13 protein-coding genes are annotated in these 14,063 nt (G+C 43.9%); 7 read left to right on the forward strand and 6 right to left on the reverse strand.

What is annotated here, in order from left to right; translation table 11 throughout:
- Nucleotides 1–140 precede the first annotated feature (140 nt).
- Genes B5G09_RS11040 through B5G09_RS11050 form a run of 3 tightly spaced genes read right to left on the reverse strand, consistent with a single transcriptional unit; the run spans nt 141 to nt 3,280 of the window.
- Entirely contained in the window at nt 141–1,532 is a 1,392-nt protein-coding gene (locus B5G09_RS11040) for a cytochrome-c peroxidase (protein WP_087405184.1), read from the reverse strand.
- A 33-nt stretch (nt 1,533–1,565) separates the two neighbouring features.
- Entirely contained in the window at nt 1,566–2,348 is a 783-nt protein-coding gene (ccsA, locus tag B5G09_RS11045; RefSeq protein ID WP_087405220.1) for a cytochrome c biogenesis protein CcsA, read from the reverse strand.
- A gap of 32 nt (nt 2,349–2,380) precedes the next feature.
- Nucleotides 2,381–3,280: a cytochrome c biogenesis protein ResB gene (locus B5G09_RS11050; RefSeq protein ID WP_087405185.1), complete on the reverse strand. Its 900-nt coding sequence runs from the start codon at nt 3,278–3,280 to the stop codon at nt 2,381–2,383.
- A 139-nt stretch (nt 3,281–3,419) separates the two neighbouring features.
- Between B5G09_RS11050 and B5G09_RS11055 the strand changes: the two genes are divergently transcribed.
- The 5 genes from B5G09_RS11055 to B5G09_RS11075 all read left to right on the forward strand — a co-directional run bounded on the left by B5G09_RS11055 (nt 3,420) and on the right by B5G09_RS11075 (nt 7,140).
- A complete protein-coding gene (locus tag B5G09_RS11055; protein WP_241147645.1) occupies nt 3,420–3,761 on the forward strand; it encodes a transcriptional repressor in 342 nt (113 codons plus the stop codon).
- A 19-nt stretch (nt 3,762–3,780) separates the two neighbouring features.
- A complete protein-coding gene (locus tag B5G09_RS11060; RefSeq protein WP_087405187.1) occupies nt 3,781–4,350 on the forward strand; it encodes a 6-carboxytetrahydropterin synthase in 570 nt (189 codons plus the stop codon).
- Between the two features lie 177 nt (nt 4,351–4,527).
- Nucleotides 4,528–4,845 (forward strand): helix-turn-helix transcriptional regulator, encoded by a 318-nt coding sequence (locus B5G09_RS11065; RefSeq protein ID WP_087405188.1) that lies wholly within the window; start codon nt 4,528–4,530, stop codon nt 4,843–4,845.
- On the forward strand, nt 4,838–5,923 hold the full coding sequence (locus B5G09_RS11070; protein WP_087405189.1) for a type II toxin-antitoxin system HipA family toxin: 1,086 nt from the start codon (nt 4,838–4,840) through the stop codon (nt 5,921–5,923). The genes B5G09_RS11065 and B5G09_RS11070 overlap by 8 nt, the downstream gene beginning before the upstream one ends.
- 155 nt (nt 5,924–6,078) lie before the next feature.
- Complete coding sequence (locus B5G09_RS11075) at nt 6,079–7,140, forward strand: DUF3800 domain-containing protein (RefSeq protein WP_087405190.1); 1,062 nt, start codon at nt 6,079–6,081, stop codon at nt 7,138–7,140.
- Between the two features lie 316 nt (nt 7,141–7,456).
- Here B5G09_RS11075 and B5G09_RS11080 read toward each other — a convergent pair whose 3' ends face one another.
- The 3 genes from B5G09_RS11080 to B5G09_RS11090 are packed head-to-tail and all read right to left on the reverse strand — an operon-like array spanning nt 7,457 to nt 8,975.
- Nucleotides 7,457–7,888, reverse strand: coding sequence for a hypothetical protein (locus B5G09_RS11080; protein WP_087405191.1), 432 nt, complete (start codon nt 7,886–7,888; stop codon nt 7,457–7,459).
- Between the two features lie 9 nt (nt 7,889–7,897).
- Complete coding sequence (locus B5G09_RS11085; RefSeq protein WP_087405192.1) at nt 7,898–8,296, reverse strand: helix-turn-helix transcriptional regulator; 399 nt, start codon at nt 8,294–8,296, stop codon at nt 7,898–7,900.
- Nucleotides 8,297–8,339: 43 nt separating this feature from the next.
- Nucleotides 8,340–8,975 (reverse strand): hypothetical protein, encoded by a 636-nt coding sequence (locus B5G09_RS11090; protein ID WP_143256540.1) that lies wholly within the window; start codon nt 8,973–8,975, stop codon nt 8,340–8,342.
- A 489-nt stretch (nt 8,976–9,464) separates the two neighbouring features.
- Here B5G09_RS11090 and B5G09_RS11095 point away from each other — a divergent pair, with 489 nt between their 5' ends.
- On the forward strand, nt 9,465–11,501 hold the full coding sequence (locus B5G09_RS11095) for a DUF262 domain-containing protein (RefSeq protein WP_087405194.1): 2,037 nt from the start codon (nt 9,465–9,467) through the stop codon (nt 11,499–11,501).
- A gap of 12 nt (nt 11,502–11,513) precedes the next feature.
- Entirely contained in the window at nt 11,514–14,036 is a 2,523-nt protein-coding gene (locus tag B5G09_RS11100) for a DUF262 domain-containing protein (protein WP_087405195.1), read from the forward strand.
- Nucleotides 14,037–14,063: the final 27 nt, after the last annotated feature.

Here is a 14,063-nt window from a genome sequence, read left to right on the forward strand (position 1 = left end):
TCCATGAGCAAAGGTAGTAATTTTTGCGCGAACTCCAAGCCTTAGCGGAGGATTTTTTTGTCGGTGGGGATGTGATCCGGCGGTAAGAAAAAAAGCCCGGCACGTCGGAACGTGTCGGGCTGAAAATGAGGCGATGTGCCTTATTTCGTCTCGGGGAAGTTGTCGTTGGTCAGCAGCTTGCCCTGGTATTCGCCGGTCAGCGTCTTCAGAAAGGCTACCATCCGGTCGACCTCCTGCTGCGTCAGCTCCTCGCCGACCTCGTAGCGGGCCATCGCTACGACGGCATCCTCCAGCGTTGCCTGCGTGGCATCGTGGTAGTAGGGGGCCGTCAGAGCGATGTTGCGCAGTCCGGGCACCTTGAAGCGGTGGCGGTCACGCTCCTCCTTGGTCTCCTTGTAGCGGCCGTTATCCTCGATGGTGAGCTCCGTACCGCGGTCTGCAAAGTAGTCGCGCTTGATGCCCATCAGCTCGTACGACTGTCCGCCCAGGTTCTCGCCGACGTGGCACGTAGCGCAGTCGTACTTCTTGAAGAGCTCGTATCCGGCAATCTCGTCGGCGTTCATGGCCGTCTTGTCGCCCTTGAGGTACTTGTCGAAGCGCGAGTTGGGCGTCAGCAGCGTCTTCTCAAACTCCTGGATGGCGTTGGTGATGTTGGCCTGGTTGATGCCGTCGGGATAGACCTCCGTGAACTCCTTGCTGAATGCGGCGTCAGCCTTCAGCTTCTCGCAGATCTCGTCGAACGACTTGCAGGCCATCTCCACCGGGTTGACCGGAGGTCCGGCAGCCTGATCGGCCAGCGTGGCGGCACGTCCGTCCCAGAACTGCACGAAGTTGTAGTAGGCGTTGAAGACCGTCGGGGCGTTCACGCCGCCCAGCTGTCCGCCAACACCCTCGGAGAAGGCCTTGTTGTCGACACCTCCCGTATTCAGACCGTGGCACGAGGCGCACGAAATGGTGTTGTCGGCCGACAGACGGGTATCGTTGTAGAGCTTGTTACCCAGCATCACCTTGCGGATGTCCACCGGAACCGAGTCCTGAATCGGGCGGATCGTCTCGTTCGCCCACTCCTGGTCGGCCAGCGGATTGGGGTAGAAGGCCTCACGCTGCGACTTGGCCCATGCGAGCGCCATCTGCGTCTCCTTGTTCGTCAGCGACGCACCCCAGTGTATCAAGTAGTACTTGGCCAGCGGCATCGTTCCGTCGGCAATCACCTTCTCGACCTTCGCCAGGTCCACTTCGTTGATCTTCTCTCCGTTCTTCAGCGCCTCCATCATCGGAGCCATATCGAACGAACGGTAGCCCAGCCGCACATCCTCCTGCACCAGTTTGCCCGCTACCGGGAAGTTGGCATAGAAAGGCAGCTTCGGATCGGCCGAGTGGCAGGAAATACATCCGCTGCTCGCCACGATCTGCTCCATTTGCGCATTGCTTTCGAGGTCGGCCGACGGTGCCTTGTTCACCAGTCGGTAGACGACGCAAAGCACGATTATCACTACCAGCACGGATAGAATAATCTTTGAGCCTTTTTTCATAACAAATGAATTAAAATTAAACAGTTTATATAACTAAGAACGTGAATACATGTGAACACTCTGCCGGGCCGCCGGGAGGTAGTTGACCCCGTACCAGCACATCTGCAGCGCCAGAAACGAGACAATCAGAATCCAGTAGAGCGGCCGCGAGGCGTTTTTGCGGAACAGTCGCAGGTGGACATACAGCAGGTAACCCGCCCATGTCGCAGCGGCCCAGGTCTCCTTCGGGTCCCAGCTCCAGTAGTGGCCCCAAGCCGCTTTGGCCCAGATCGACCCGGTGAGCATGCCGACGGTCAGAAAGGCCAGTCCGGTGTAGACCAGCTTGTCGGTCGCCTCGAGGTAGTCGGTCCGGTGCTTGATGAGCCCCATGCAGGCGAGGATAAAGGCGCACCCCAGCACCGAGTAGGAGAACATGTAGACCGTGACATGCGGGATGAACCACGGGCTCTGCAGGGCAGGCATCAGCGTCTGGTCATGGATTTCGGGTTTCAGGATGTTGATGAGGGCGAAGACCGTCGCCACCACCGTCGAGAAGCTGAGGATCCACGGGTAGCGCCACCGCAGGTAGGTCAGCAGTCCGGATACGCTCATGAAGAAGGAGTACCACAGCCGGGTCTCCCCCATGGTGCGCAGCGGCGGACGCTGCATGTAGAGCCAGAACCCCGCAATGAATGCCGCAAAGACCAGCGTGCCCACGCCGGTCAGCAGAATGGCCCAGCGGCGCCGTTCCCTGCTGAACAACGCCACCCCTGCGCCGGCTGCCCACAGCACGATGGAGACCAGCGCAAACCATTCGAAATTATCCCACGTGAACATCATACTCGCACACTTTTACAATACGTCTTTCGTCACCGCGATGTTTCACAAAGTTCCTTGTTTTGTCTGTTCGGGCCGGCCAGAAACAGCAGGCAGCCTCCGCACAGCATCATGACCACGCCCAGCCACATGACGTACTTCAGTGGCTCCCGTACGATCTGCACCACGCAGTAGCGCGGCTGCTCCGACTGCACGTCGTACGAGGTCAGGTAGTAGTCCTCCGCCCAGTTGGCCGCATAGGGGTGGTTGACCTCCAACCGGGCCGGTTTCCCGTCGATCGAGATCTCGGCAAAAAAGTGGCGCGGGGTGCCGTTGGCGTAGTGCTCCACCGTAAAGTCGTTCAGTTGCAATTCCTTTGGCAGGTAGACTTTCGCCCCCTCTTCGCTGACGGCCTCGTTGTTGGGCCGGTCGCGGAAGACCGGGATGCGCAGCGTCTGCTCCTCGGCGCTTCCCACTACGCCGGCAAAGAGTGCCAGCCACAGCCCGGCATGGTTCAGGACAAAGCGCCAGCGGTTGCGCCCCGGGCGGAAGCCCCGCCGCAGGGTAATCATCCCCAGATGGGTCAGCAGGGCGAAGAGCCCCACCACGAAGATCCAGGAGGTGGTGAAGTGGTAGCACCCCAGCCGGGCGAACAGCCCCGAACGTTCGGCAGCTTCCGCGGCCGAGAGCTGCGGGAAGAGCCCGATGACCAGACTGCCGGCTATGAGCCAGCCCAGCGTCCAGTAGGTGCATTGCGGCGAGAGCCACATCTGAACGAACCTTGAAGCGCGGTTTTCCTTGTAGGCATACACCATTCCTGCAATCCAGAGCAGGGCTATGAGAGCATCCAGCGGGAAGGCGAAGAAGGCAAACGGGAAATTGCCGAACGCGCATTGAATCACCACCGAAAGCAGCAACAGCAGGATGAACAGATGTTTAGCCTCGAATTTCATATGTCGGTCATCTATCTAATCGGCGCAAATATATAAAAATATCGTTTACCCGGTTACTCCAAACAGTGCGTTTCGGGAGATAAACGGGCTGTCGATTGGTGGAATTTGTCCGTGCAGGCGGCAACAATCGTTGAGGCAGTTGGCAAACTTCGAAATCGGGAGACGGTCTGCTGGTGCGCTTAATCCGCAGGGCGGCCGTGGAGGTCATCTCGCCACGGTGGAGGATATCATCGAACGGGTCCAGTCCCGCAACAAGGAGGTGACCGTTTCGACCATCTATCGGATTTTGGACAGCTTCCGTTCGGCAAACATTTTGTCGTTCATCTATCACCCCGACACCGGGAAGTGCTACTACGACATCACGGTGGCGGAGCACCATCACCTCTTCGACGGCAAGTCGATCGAGGACTATGCGGATCCGGAGCTTTCGCAGCTGATCCGCGAATACCTCGAACAGGTAACACTGAAAAAGAATGTCTAACTTAAAACCGCAATTTGTTATGAGAAGTATCACAACATTCGATCTGCAGTATGCACACCGTTTCTACGGTTTTCAAGGAGAGGCTCAGTATCTCCACGGTCACACGGGACAGTTGACCATCGAGGTGGAGGATAGCATCGAGGCGGGTGTGAACATGGTTTACCCCTGCAACGAGATTCAGAAGGTAGCGTGGAACATGCTCCGGAATTTCGACCATGCGCTGGTTCTGCGCGAGGATGATCCGCTGCTGCCGGCCGTTCTGGACGTCTACGAGAAGCAGGGCATCCGCAACGGACACCCGCAGAACAAGATGAAGGGCCCGGCCTTCAAGACGGAGCTGGCCACGGCCTATCCCGATTACCGTCTGGTGGTCACGAAAGAGACGCTGACGGTTGAGGGGATGATCAAGATTGTCTACGACCTGCTGAAGGATAAGCTCAACATCGCCAAGATCTCCTTCACGAGTGGTGTGAATGCGGCCTCGGCGGAGTTCGTGACCAAGAATGACATCGACCGCTGCCCGCTGTGCGGTGTTGCACTCAACGAGGAGGGTGTATGTCCGAAGTGCGGGTACCGCAAGAAGAAGTAACCGTCACACTTTGTGGATAGGGTAGTCGGGTTCCGAGAATCGGGGCCCGATTTTTTTATTCTGTTGATACCTTCCGGCCGGTTGTAGTGTTTCATGGTGAGTATTGCTTAAATGGAAGATATTGATTATATTTGTAAGGAATACTATTTTATTTATTTTGTGGTATAAATAGCATTTATGAATAATATGATAGCGTTTGATATCTTAAATCCAGGTGAGGTGGCCATGAGGATTGCGGCGAGAGTCAAAGCTCGGAGATTGGAGCTGGATTTGACGCAGGAGGGTTTGGCTGTGAGAGCAGGAATCAAGTTCGCAACCTATCGCAAATTTGAGCAGACGGGTGAGATCTCATTGAAGGGGCTGCTCCAGATAGGCTTTGCCTTGAATGCTCTTTCGGAGTTCGATGCTCTTTTTGCGCAGAGGCAATATCAATCGCTCGATGATGTCTTGAATGAACAAAGTGTCACGCGTAAACGGGGTCGGAAAAATGAATAGCATCAAACAAATCGAAGTTCTTCTTGCGGATCGGTTAGTAGGTCGTCTGGCTCTGACCAAGGAGGGGTTGTGTGCTTTTGAATATGCTCCCGATTGGCTAGGTTCGGGTTTCTCCATTTCTCCCTTTGAGTTGCCTTTGCGAAGTGGCGTCTTTATCGCCAAACCGCGTCCGTTTGAGGGAGGATTCGGTGTCTTCGATGATTGCCTGCCCGATGGATGGGGCCTTCTTATCTTGGACCGATACCTGCAGCAAAAGGGGGTTAATCCTCGCGAGCTTTCTCTGCTGGATCGCCTCGCATTGGTCGGGTCGTCGGGACGTGGAGCCCTGGAGTTTCGTCCGGATCATAGTGTCGTGACGCGACAGGATTATGCCGATTTCGAGAAATTGGCATTGGAAGCAGAGCGGATATTGGACAGCGACGAATATAGAGGGGAAGGCATCGAGGAGTTTCAAGACCGTGGTGGCTCTCCGGGGGGCGCACGTCCCAAGATCTTCGCCCGTTATGAAGGCAAAGAGTGGCTGGTCAAGTTTCGAGCCAAGAGGGATCCGCAGAGTATCGGTGTGGATGAATACCGCTATTCGCTGCTAGCTAAAGAGTGTGGAATCGAAATGCCTGATACGCGGCTTTTCGAAGGCAAGTACTTCGGCGTGGAGCGTTTTGACCGAACGCCTCAAGGCAAGTTGCATGTTGTAAGCGTGGCCGGTCTTATCGGTGCTGATTATCGATTGCCCAGTATCGACTACAAGCATATTTTTCAGGTGTGCGCCATGTTGACGCATAGTGTAGCCGAATTGTGGAAAGTCTATCGACTGATGGTGTTCAATTATCTCATCGGCAACAAGGATGACCACGCTAAGAACTTCGCTTTTATTCATCGGGATGGCGATTGGCACTTTGCTCCGGCCTATGACCTGTTGCCCAGCGATGGCATTAACGGTTTTCGCACGACTTCAATCAATGACAGTATAGAACCGACGAAAGACGATCTTTTGGTAGTGGCAGCAAAGGCTGGGTTGAATGAGAAAGAGGCTATTATTGGTTTAGGAGAGATGAGACGGATTCTACCTTGCAAATAATTTAGGCCATATGATTTTGCCATTATTGATAAAGAAATTAGAGAGCTTGATCTAAATTGTTGATATGGAGAAAGGTATGGTTTTGGAAACACGAATACACAATACCCTCGAGTCTGGAATTTGAATAATATTATAACAATCTGAATAAATTTATCATGTTGTATTTTGATGAATCCGGGTATACGGGGCCCGATTTAACCAATGTCAGTCAACCGTACTTTGCATTGGCATCTGTTAGGATGGCGGATGATGAAATTGCGCGTCTGAAGAAGGATATAGGTTATTGCGAATGGGGAAAGGAGCTTCATTTCAAAAGTATGTATACTAATCCTCAAGGTAGGCAGATGTTGGATAAAATATTTAATCATCCTCTTCTGGATTCAAATCATGTGCTTCTATCATTTGCATATAAACGATACTGCATTTATGCCCAGATTGTTGATATGCTAGTTGAGACTAGGTATTATAATGAGGGCATTAACTTATATGAAGGAGCTGTAAATTTGGTATTAGCAAATGGCTTGTATTATTATGCTATTCAGCATCCCAATAAGGATTTAGTGGCAGAATTCGAAAATAATTTTGTTACAATGGTTAGAACTCCATCTGTTGTATCCATTGCGGATTTCTATAGGACCACAGATAAATTAAGAAGGGATACTGCAACAGAGTTTGTCTTTTTTAAGATGCTGTCAGAAATATCTTGCACTATGCCATATATTAAAGAGGCTTTGTCTGTCAGTAAATTCCATATAGACCTAACAATACCGTTGTTTTCTGTTTCAGTTCAAGAATGGTATAAAAGAACTGGGGAGAAAGAGAATATCAGTTTTGATTCCTCTGAACCTTTCTTTGTAAACAAGAAGTTTATGGAATATTTAAGAGATATGGATGTGCCTGAGACGGCAGTGGGATATGGCAAAAGTAAGCACGTTTATCCATTGCCCGTCGGTAAGATGGAAATAGTTAGGTCGCATGAGGTTTTCGGCATACAGTTGGCAGACTTATTTGCAAGTGCTTTGGTTTTTGCCCTTACTCCACGTGATGATAAGTTCCAACTTTACCAAAATAAAATAAGGTTATTACCTATATTCCAGAAAGTTGAACTGAATGTCGCACCATCTTCAGAGGATTTAATTGAAGAAAGAATGAAAGAAACGGCAGAAATTGATCCGATAACATTTTTATGCAAGTATGGTGATAATGCAAAAATATAGATTAAGAGATTGCATCAAATATAAAGACCATACTGGAATTTGCAATGCAATTAGAAGTATCTTTTGAAAAATGCTTTAACAGGTTCAAATTAGAGAGTTTTATGCTTATGAGAATAAGGATGAAATGAATATACTAGATATAAAATCTCGAAAGATTGCTAAGAAACAATAATCTTATTGATTGATAAGTCTGAACTCTTGTATCTATGGGAGCGCTCTTGAATCAATAATATTGATAAAATTAGCGAAGCTGTTTTGGATCTTTAAAATCTCAAAACAGCCTCGAGAAAGTACCTGATATGAGAGAATTGATTGTCTATATTGTTTTTTGAATCAAAGGGATGATTACATCTTCTCCATTATCATGCATCTCAATGATCGGCAGGAAATATTTTGCATATGGAGTGTTTTCCGTTTTTGCACATAATGCACCTCTCGATGTGCTTATTGCTATCCTAACAAGGGCTCCCATGAAATCTTTGGGGAGAGTAGCATCTTTGGTGCCATTATCAGTGAGGGCATTCCAGCACGATTCTTCAATGATATAGTGGCATAATACCTCAACGATAAGGAATGGCTTATCATTCTCAAGAAACTGGATATTAGCTCCTACAGCAAGACTTCGCTCCTGATAATTCGTACGAATAGGAATGCTCAGGTTTAACTGAATTTTATCAGTTGTTGGTTCAAAGAGCGTTGCGAATTGCTCTATTGAGACTCCTCTGAGTATATATTGAATTGTATTCATAATTTACAGTCAGTTTGTTCTAACCCTTCTTAGAGAGTTTGAAGTGTAATCGAAGCGATTGTTGCTAATGCTGTTGATAGAAGTTATCGTTTGGCAGCAATAAATGGTAACCTGAGGCGTAGCAGGTTCGTCTTCGGGGAGTGTAATTAATTTAATTCCGAGGATTCGGCCATATCTTAATGCCGTAGTGATTTTGAGATCAAGATCTTGCCCATGAAGAAGTTTATTGATGTACTGAGGAGAGACATTCAATTTTTTTGCGAGGTCTTTCTGATTCATCTTATTATCCTTCATGTAGCGGATAATTCTGAGGATGATTCTCCTGCATGCAAGGAGCTCTTCCTCGTTCTCAATTTCAATTTTTGATCTTGAGATCCAAGTTTTTGTTGGCTTAACACGTGCACGCATAATCTATTGATTTTATTATTATTGATAACTATTATTTTATTGTTTATAGAGCCTGAGATACAAAGGTATTTTTAGTGTTTATGCCGTTATTGTTGATATATTGCAAGGTATATTCCAGTTTGTTCAGCTCTATTTCTGTATTATCCGCCTTTTTCATATCCTTATGAACTTTGATTGTAGCTCCGGTTATAAGATAACACTTCTTTTCTTCAACTTCAATAGCATAAAATCGGAATGGGTAGTGGCCAATGATCGTTCCTTGTTTTAATTTTACTCTTATACTCGCATATAGTCTCTTTTCTTCTTCGGAAGCTTCTAGAGGTTCAATCAATTTGTAGAATGTGCTGTTTCCCATGGCTTCAATAATTGTTTTTCTAATCGTATTTAGAGACTTGTTAACCTCGGCCATAAAAGTGTGCTCGGGAATATTTCGCCAATATTCAGTTTGAAAATAAGTCTTAAACTGATTGTAGAAGTCACTTAGGTATTGAGGAGATGACCATAATTCAAATGCTTTTTCAAATTGATTGTAGCTATAGAATGAGTCATCTAATTCAGGCGAATTACTTTTTACTCCAAATGAAAGTAGTTCATTATCATCGAAGAATACCGCTGCAATTATACATTCTGCATCAAATGCGTCAGTTTTATTTTCCGGGTATATGATGTCAAACTCCATAATCAACCTCTGGGTTTATGGCGCAAAGATAATAATGTTTTTCGAAAAATCAACCGATAAGTTTATTATTTCCGAGGGAAAGTTACTTGCGAGAATCCCTTATATGCCAATTTTTAGAGGTTTACGGTTTGACGGATAAGTTAAGTATTGGTTATAAGTACTTTTTCTATTAAATAGATAAGCTAGTTACATGCCTAAGAATGTACAAGTCTATCTTTTGTCTGCGTTAATTTATCCAAGAGATATGCAGCAATCTTATTGCTAGGAAAATTCATAAAAACTTGCTTATAACGACTAAAAAGACTATATTTAAACAATAATCTATGGTTAACATTCTACAATAAAATAAAAACAGAATAATGTGTAAAACAAGTTCTGACCTTGCCTACATCAGCTCTCATTCTTGTACCTTTTGCTAACTACGAAAATATCTATTTGGCATTAGAATCCTTGAAATAAACCATATGCATCTATTAAAATCATCATATTATGGGATGTAATATTATTGAACAAGTTTCAGTGCGGAAACTGTTGGATGGGAGATTTTTCTTCATTCCATCCTATCAAAGAGGATACAGATGGACGAAAAAACAAATTTATGATCTCTGTAATGACTTATTGGAATACATTCTCAAGCAAAATAAAAGTTCATTTTACAGTCTTCAACCTCTAATTGTTCGTAAGGGGAAATACAAGATAGATGATAAAGATGTTGATGCATACGAGGTGATTGACGGACAACAACGTCTGACGACAATTTTCATTCTTTATCGTTTCCTGGTTAAAGGGTTGAACTATAACAGTATGGATGATGCTAAAAAAGATAATGGAGGGCTCGAACTATATCATATCTTTTATCAAACTCGTCCTGAAGATTATGCGCCTTTGGAAAATTCAGGATTTCGCCCGTTTAAAAGAGAAGAGATAAAGGATATTGATATTGCTCATGTATCAAATGCCTATATATATTTGAATAATTGGTTATATAATACACCTGAAAAAGATAGGGATTGTGCCTCTGCAACGTTTGCTTTGTTTTCCAAGGATGAGTTTAGTCCCAAAAGAGTCAAGGATTTGTTATTCAATTTTTTGAATAACAATAGTATGGGTAGTCCGCAATTTATTTGGTACGAACTTGACGGAGAAAAGGATGCAATCAAAGAATTTCTCAGTGAGAATAAAGGAAAAATACCGTTGACCGATACGGAAAAAATCAAGGCCCTCTTTCTGCAAAGAAGAAATTTTGAGAATAAAATAAAGGATCTAAAGCAGTTAAGTATTGCCAAAGATTGGGAATTAATTGAAAATACACTTCATCGAAATGATTTTTGGTCTTTTGTCAGCAATGATATACAACAGGAGGATGGGCGAATCAATATAATCTTCAAATATCTTTTTGACAAAGATCCTCAGAATACAATTCGTCCGGATGAAGATGATTACCTCTTTCGCTACTATTATCAGAAATTCGCCCTGATAAGGAAGAATGGAACTATAAATCAAGTGTCAACTGGAATAGATCGATTGTGGAATGATGTCATGGATTGCTTCCGCATGCTGCAAAACTGGTTCTATAATCCTAAGGTTTATAATCTTGTAGGTTTGCTGATTAAGCACGGATGTTCAATCAGAGATATCTCTAATCTTTATGATCAACCATCAGTTGTAAAGCATGATGATTTTATTAGAGAACTTAACAGGAAGATCCGAAAAGAGATTGTTGATAAAATCCCTATCGGAAAAGAACAAGCTGATCTTGGAATAGGGAAAGATGAAGAATATATTAACCTATTCTTTAACAATTCCGCAGATAAAGCCAAAATGTATGATCTTTTCCGATTCCTTAATGTCAGGGAAACCAACAAAACAATTGATAATGCATTTGCTGATATTAGTAAAAACGATAGCGAAAAAAGAAAGACGGATCTTAAGCGAAATGTCAGAGATGTTTTGAGCCACATCTATAGATTCCCGTACGAGGCATTGGACGCCTTTGGTTGGGATATAGAGCATGTTGATTCGGCTACAACAAATAATCTTACCGATCAAAAAGAACAAGAAGCTTGGTTGAAAGAAGCTGAAATAGCCCTGAATACACTCTTGACTAATGATGAAAATTATCAGGAGTTAAAGAAAGAGCTGTTAGATTCAGCAAATACAGATACAAGTAGTACTTTGGTTAATATGATTCATAGGGTGCGTACTCTTATTGGAGAAGATGAATCAGATGTGCGTAAAAACTGGATTGGAAATCTTACATTGCTTGATTCTGGAACAAATCGCTCATATCAGAATAAGATTTTCGCATGGAAGGCTGATATTATAAAAAAGAGGGTACACGACGGTATATTTGTTCCGATATGTACCCAAAATATATTTAGTAAGAGTTACAACGGTTGTTCAAACGATCGCTGGAAATGGAGCATAGATGATAAAAAAGCGTATCATGCTTACATGTTGAAGGAGATTCAGGATTTTAAAGCGAATTTTTCTGATACTTCAGTCTTCAATATGGAAATCAGATAAAATAGACGTGCAATGAGAACAACTCAATTACATACATTTGAAGAGGTTTTAACTGAAGGGATACATGTGGATAACGAGAGTGAGCCTATCAAGGTCTCTTGTATTTTTATCCCCAAGATTCAACGATCCTATGCCCAAGGACGGTCACGGGAGAACGAAATAAGGTCGGATTTTCTCAAGGAAATTTTCACCTCATTAACCGATAATAATGAAAATACGACACCTCTTGAACTTGGTTTCCTTTTTGGTTCGAAACAACCCCTTGTTAATGGCAGTGGTGAAGGATTAGAATTGCTTGACGGACAGCAACGTGCAACTACTCTATTTTTGCTTTATTGGTATATTTATCAGCAAGAAGCTTCTGAAGTTCCGAAGTATCTCAGCCGTTTTACCTATGAAACCAGAGATACGTCCACCCAGTTTCTGTTAAAAATTACCTCTACAAAATTCGATCTGAAAACGGAAAAACCTTCGGAAGTCCTGAAAGCCAACAAATGGTTCACGGATGATTTCAATTGTGACGCTACTGTTTGCGCCATGTTGAATATGCTTGACGATATTGATACCTTATACAAAGGACACAAACTGGGAAATATACATGAAAGACTGAATAGAATCCAGTTTTATGTGCTGCTTTTAGACCAGTTTGATATGACTGACGAACTTTACATCAAAATGAATTCCAGAGGACTCCGATTGACTCCTTTTGAGAATTTCAAGGCTTCCATCGTCAAATATATGAAATCAACCTGTCCGGCTGGTGTTTATGGTATGGATCTACCAGTGCAGGGGAAAATGCCGTTTTGGCTTGAGTTTATATCCAATATCGATGCTCAATGGATAGATATTTTCTGGCAGAATCCATTAAAAATATCTGAGTTGGATGAAATAAAAAATATCATTACTATAAACGATAAAGAAATAGGAGATCGATATTTCCGATTCTTCAATCGATACTTTTTTACCAAAGCAACTCTTCTTGAAGGAAACAATACTACGATAGCATCGTTACAATCGTTCTTTTATAACGATGTTGAACAAAATACTGTTGAGAGGAAATTAGAGGGATGGGAAAACTATGAAAATTTATTCCAGATGATTTCCCAACAGCAAAGGGAGGAGGTTTTTCCCGTATTTGGTCCGATAAAGCGTGTCCTCAATGTCTTTCTTTCCCATTACGAGACAATTTGTAATGTCATAAGAAAAGCTCCCTATGGGGGAGTATTCGATTTCGATGTCCGGAATAAAGAAAACTATCTGTTATCTCATAGAGTTGTATTTGCCTTTATAACCGAATTTATTGAGGCCATTCCGCAAAATAAGAATTTCGACGATGGTATTGTGAGGGAAAATTTCAAGAAAATGTTGAGAGTTGTTCTCAATATTATCGAAAATACGGCGATAGAAAATATCATTACGTTGACTGGTGTTATTAAAACTGTACATGAAATAATTCACCTTCCGGATGCGATTGGCAAAGATTTTTATCAAAGTCTGGCCTCTGCTGATCTTCAAAGTAAGAACCGTCAGTTGATAGAGGAGCAAGAGAAGGTTCAAGAGATGTTTGATTCCCAAGGAAACTATGATCAATCTTGGGAGCAGGCATTTATTGAAGCTGAAAGCCACCCATTCTTCAAAGGATCCGTACGATTCTTTTTCACGCCAAAGCATGGAACGAGTAGGAATTTTCAAGATAGATACCAGATAGTCAAGGATCTTTTTGACAAGAATGGTATCGCTCTATCCTATCGAAAGAATAAACGGCATATTCTTATTCGGGCTTTGCTCAGTTGTCTGAACCAATGGAACCCCTCCGGAATGCAGGATAGATATTTTACAGAAAATGCCGAGACAGAAAAGTATCTTAAGAATATTCTCACGGGCTCTCCTGCCATACGAAAAATGTTCTGTCATTATTTTGATACTCCCAATAATAAATCGATTGACCAATATCTTGAAGATGTTGTCAAACAAGCTTCCTGTCTCTCGAATGAAACGAATGAATCATTCAAGATGCTCTACAATCGTCTCATCACAGATTCGAGGGCTGAATATATTTATGATTGGATTAGTAATCGAGAATCAGAGCGGAAATCTTGTTTCAGAATTCAGAATAACAGGAGTTATATTGTTGCCATTCCTGGTAAGTGGTATGATCGTATTGTTTTGGATACGGAGCGACATATAATTATTCCAGAGTTGATTAGTTTGTTGGAGTTCAAATATTCTGATACGAATCAAGCTGCATCTATGGAGGGACCTATGAAGGACTCTTGGGGATGGCAGATACGGATAGAAAAAGAAATATTGTCGGGATCAGAGCGTTATATTTTGGAATTGAATTTTGATGAATGGAAACATGTTAATTTTTTTATCTACGGAAATATTCAACGTTTATCTCCCTTTTCCAAAGTATGGAGTAGGGTTGATGGGGGTGTAAAAGTAGATTCTCTTCCGTATCAATTTTACAAAGACAAGCAACCTATTCTTGATAAAATACGAGAGATAGAAATCGGTATTAAATCTGGGATATGAAATAAATCGATATATCATTTAAAAAAA

This window comes from Alistipes sp. An54, assembly GCF_002159375.1.
GTDB classification, from domain to species: domain Bacteria; phylum Bacteroidota; class Bacteroidia; order Bacteroidales; family Rikenellaceae; genus Alistipes; species Alistipes megaguti.

Bases quoted from the DNA above. Each gene is read 5' to 3' on its own strand.
- B5G09_RS11040 (WP_087405184.1), bottom strand. From the start codon at position 1,532: ATGAAAAAAGGCTCAAAGATTATTCTATCCGTGCTGGTAGTGATAATC.
- ccsA (WP_087405220.1), bottom strand. From the start codon at position 2,348: ATGTTCACGTGGGATAATTTCGAATGGTTTGCGCTGGTCTCCATCGTG.
- B5G09_RS11050 (WP_087405185.1), bottom strand. From the start codon at position 3,280: ATGAAATTCGAGGCTAAACATCTGTTCATCCTGCTGTTGCTGCTTTCG.
- B5G09_RS11060 (WP_087405187.1), top strand. From the start codon at position 3,781: ATGAGAAGTATCACAACATTCGATCTGCAGTATGCACACCGTTTCTAC.
- B5G09_RS11065 (WP_087405188.1), top strand. From the start codon at position 4,528: ATGAATAATATGATAGCGTTTGATATCTTAAATCCAGGTGAGGTGGCC.
- B5G09_RS11070 (WP_087405189.1), top strand. From the start codon at position 4,838: ATGAATAGCATCAAACAAATCGAAGTTCTTCTTGCGGATCGGTTAGTA.
- B5G09_RS11075 (WP_087405190.1), top strand. From the start codon at position 6,079: ATGTTGTATTTTGATGAATCCGGGTATACGGGGCCCGATTTAACCAAT.
- B5G09_RS11080 (WP_087405191.1), bottom strand. From the start codon at position 7,888: ATGAATACAATTCAATATATACTCAGAGGAGTCTCAATAGAGCAATTC.
- B5G09_RS11085 (WP_087405192.1), bottom strand. From the start codon at position 8,296: ATGCGTGCACGTGTTAAGCCAACAAAAACTTGGATCTCAAGATCAAAA.
- B5G09_RS11090 (WP_143256540.1), bottom strand. From the start codon at position 8,975: ATGGAGTTTGACATCATATACCCGGAAAATAAAACTGACGCATTTGAT.
- B5G09_RS11095 (WP_087405194.1), top strand. From the start codon at position 9,465: ATGGGATGTAATATTATTGAACAAGTTTCAGTGCGGAAACTGTTGGAT.
- B5G09_RS11100 (WP_087405195.1), top strand. From the start codon at position 11,514: ATGAGAACAACTCAATTACATACATTTGAAGAGGTTTTAACTGAAGGG.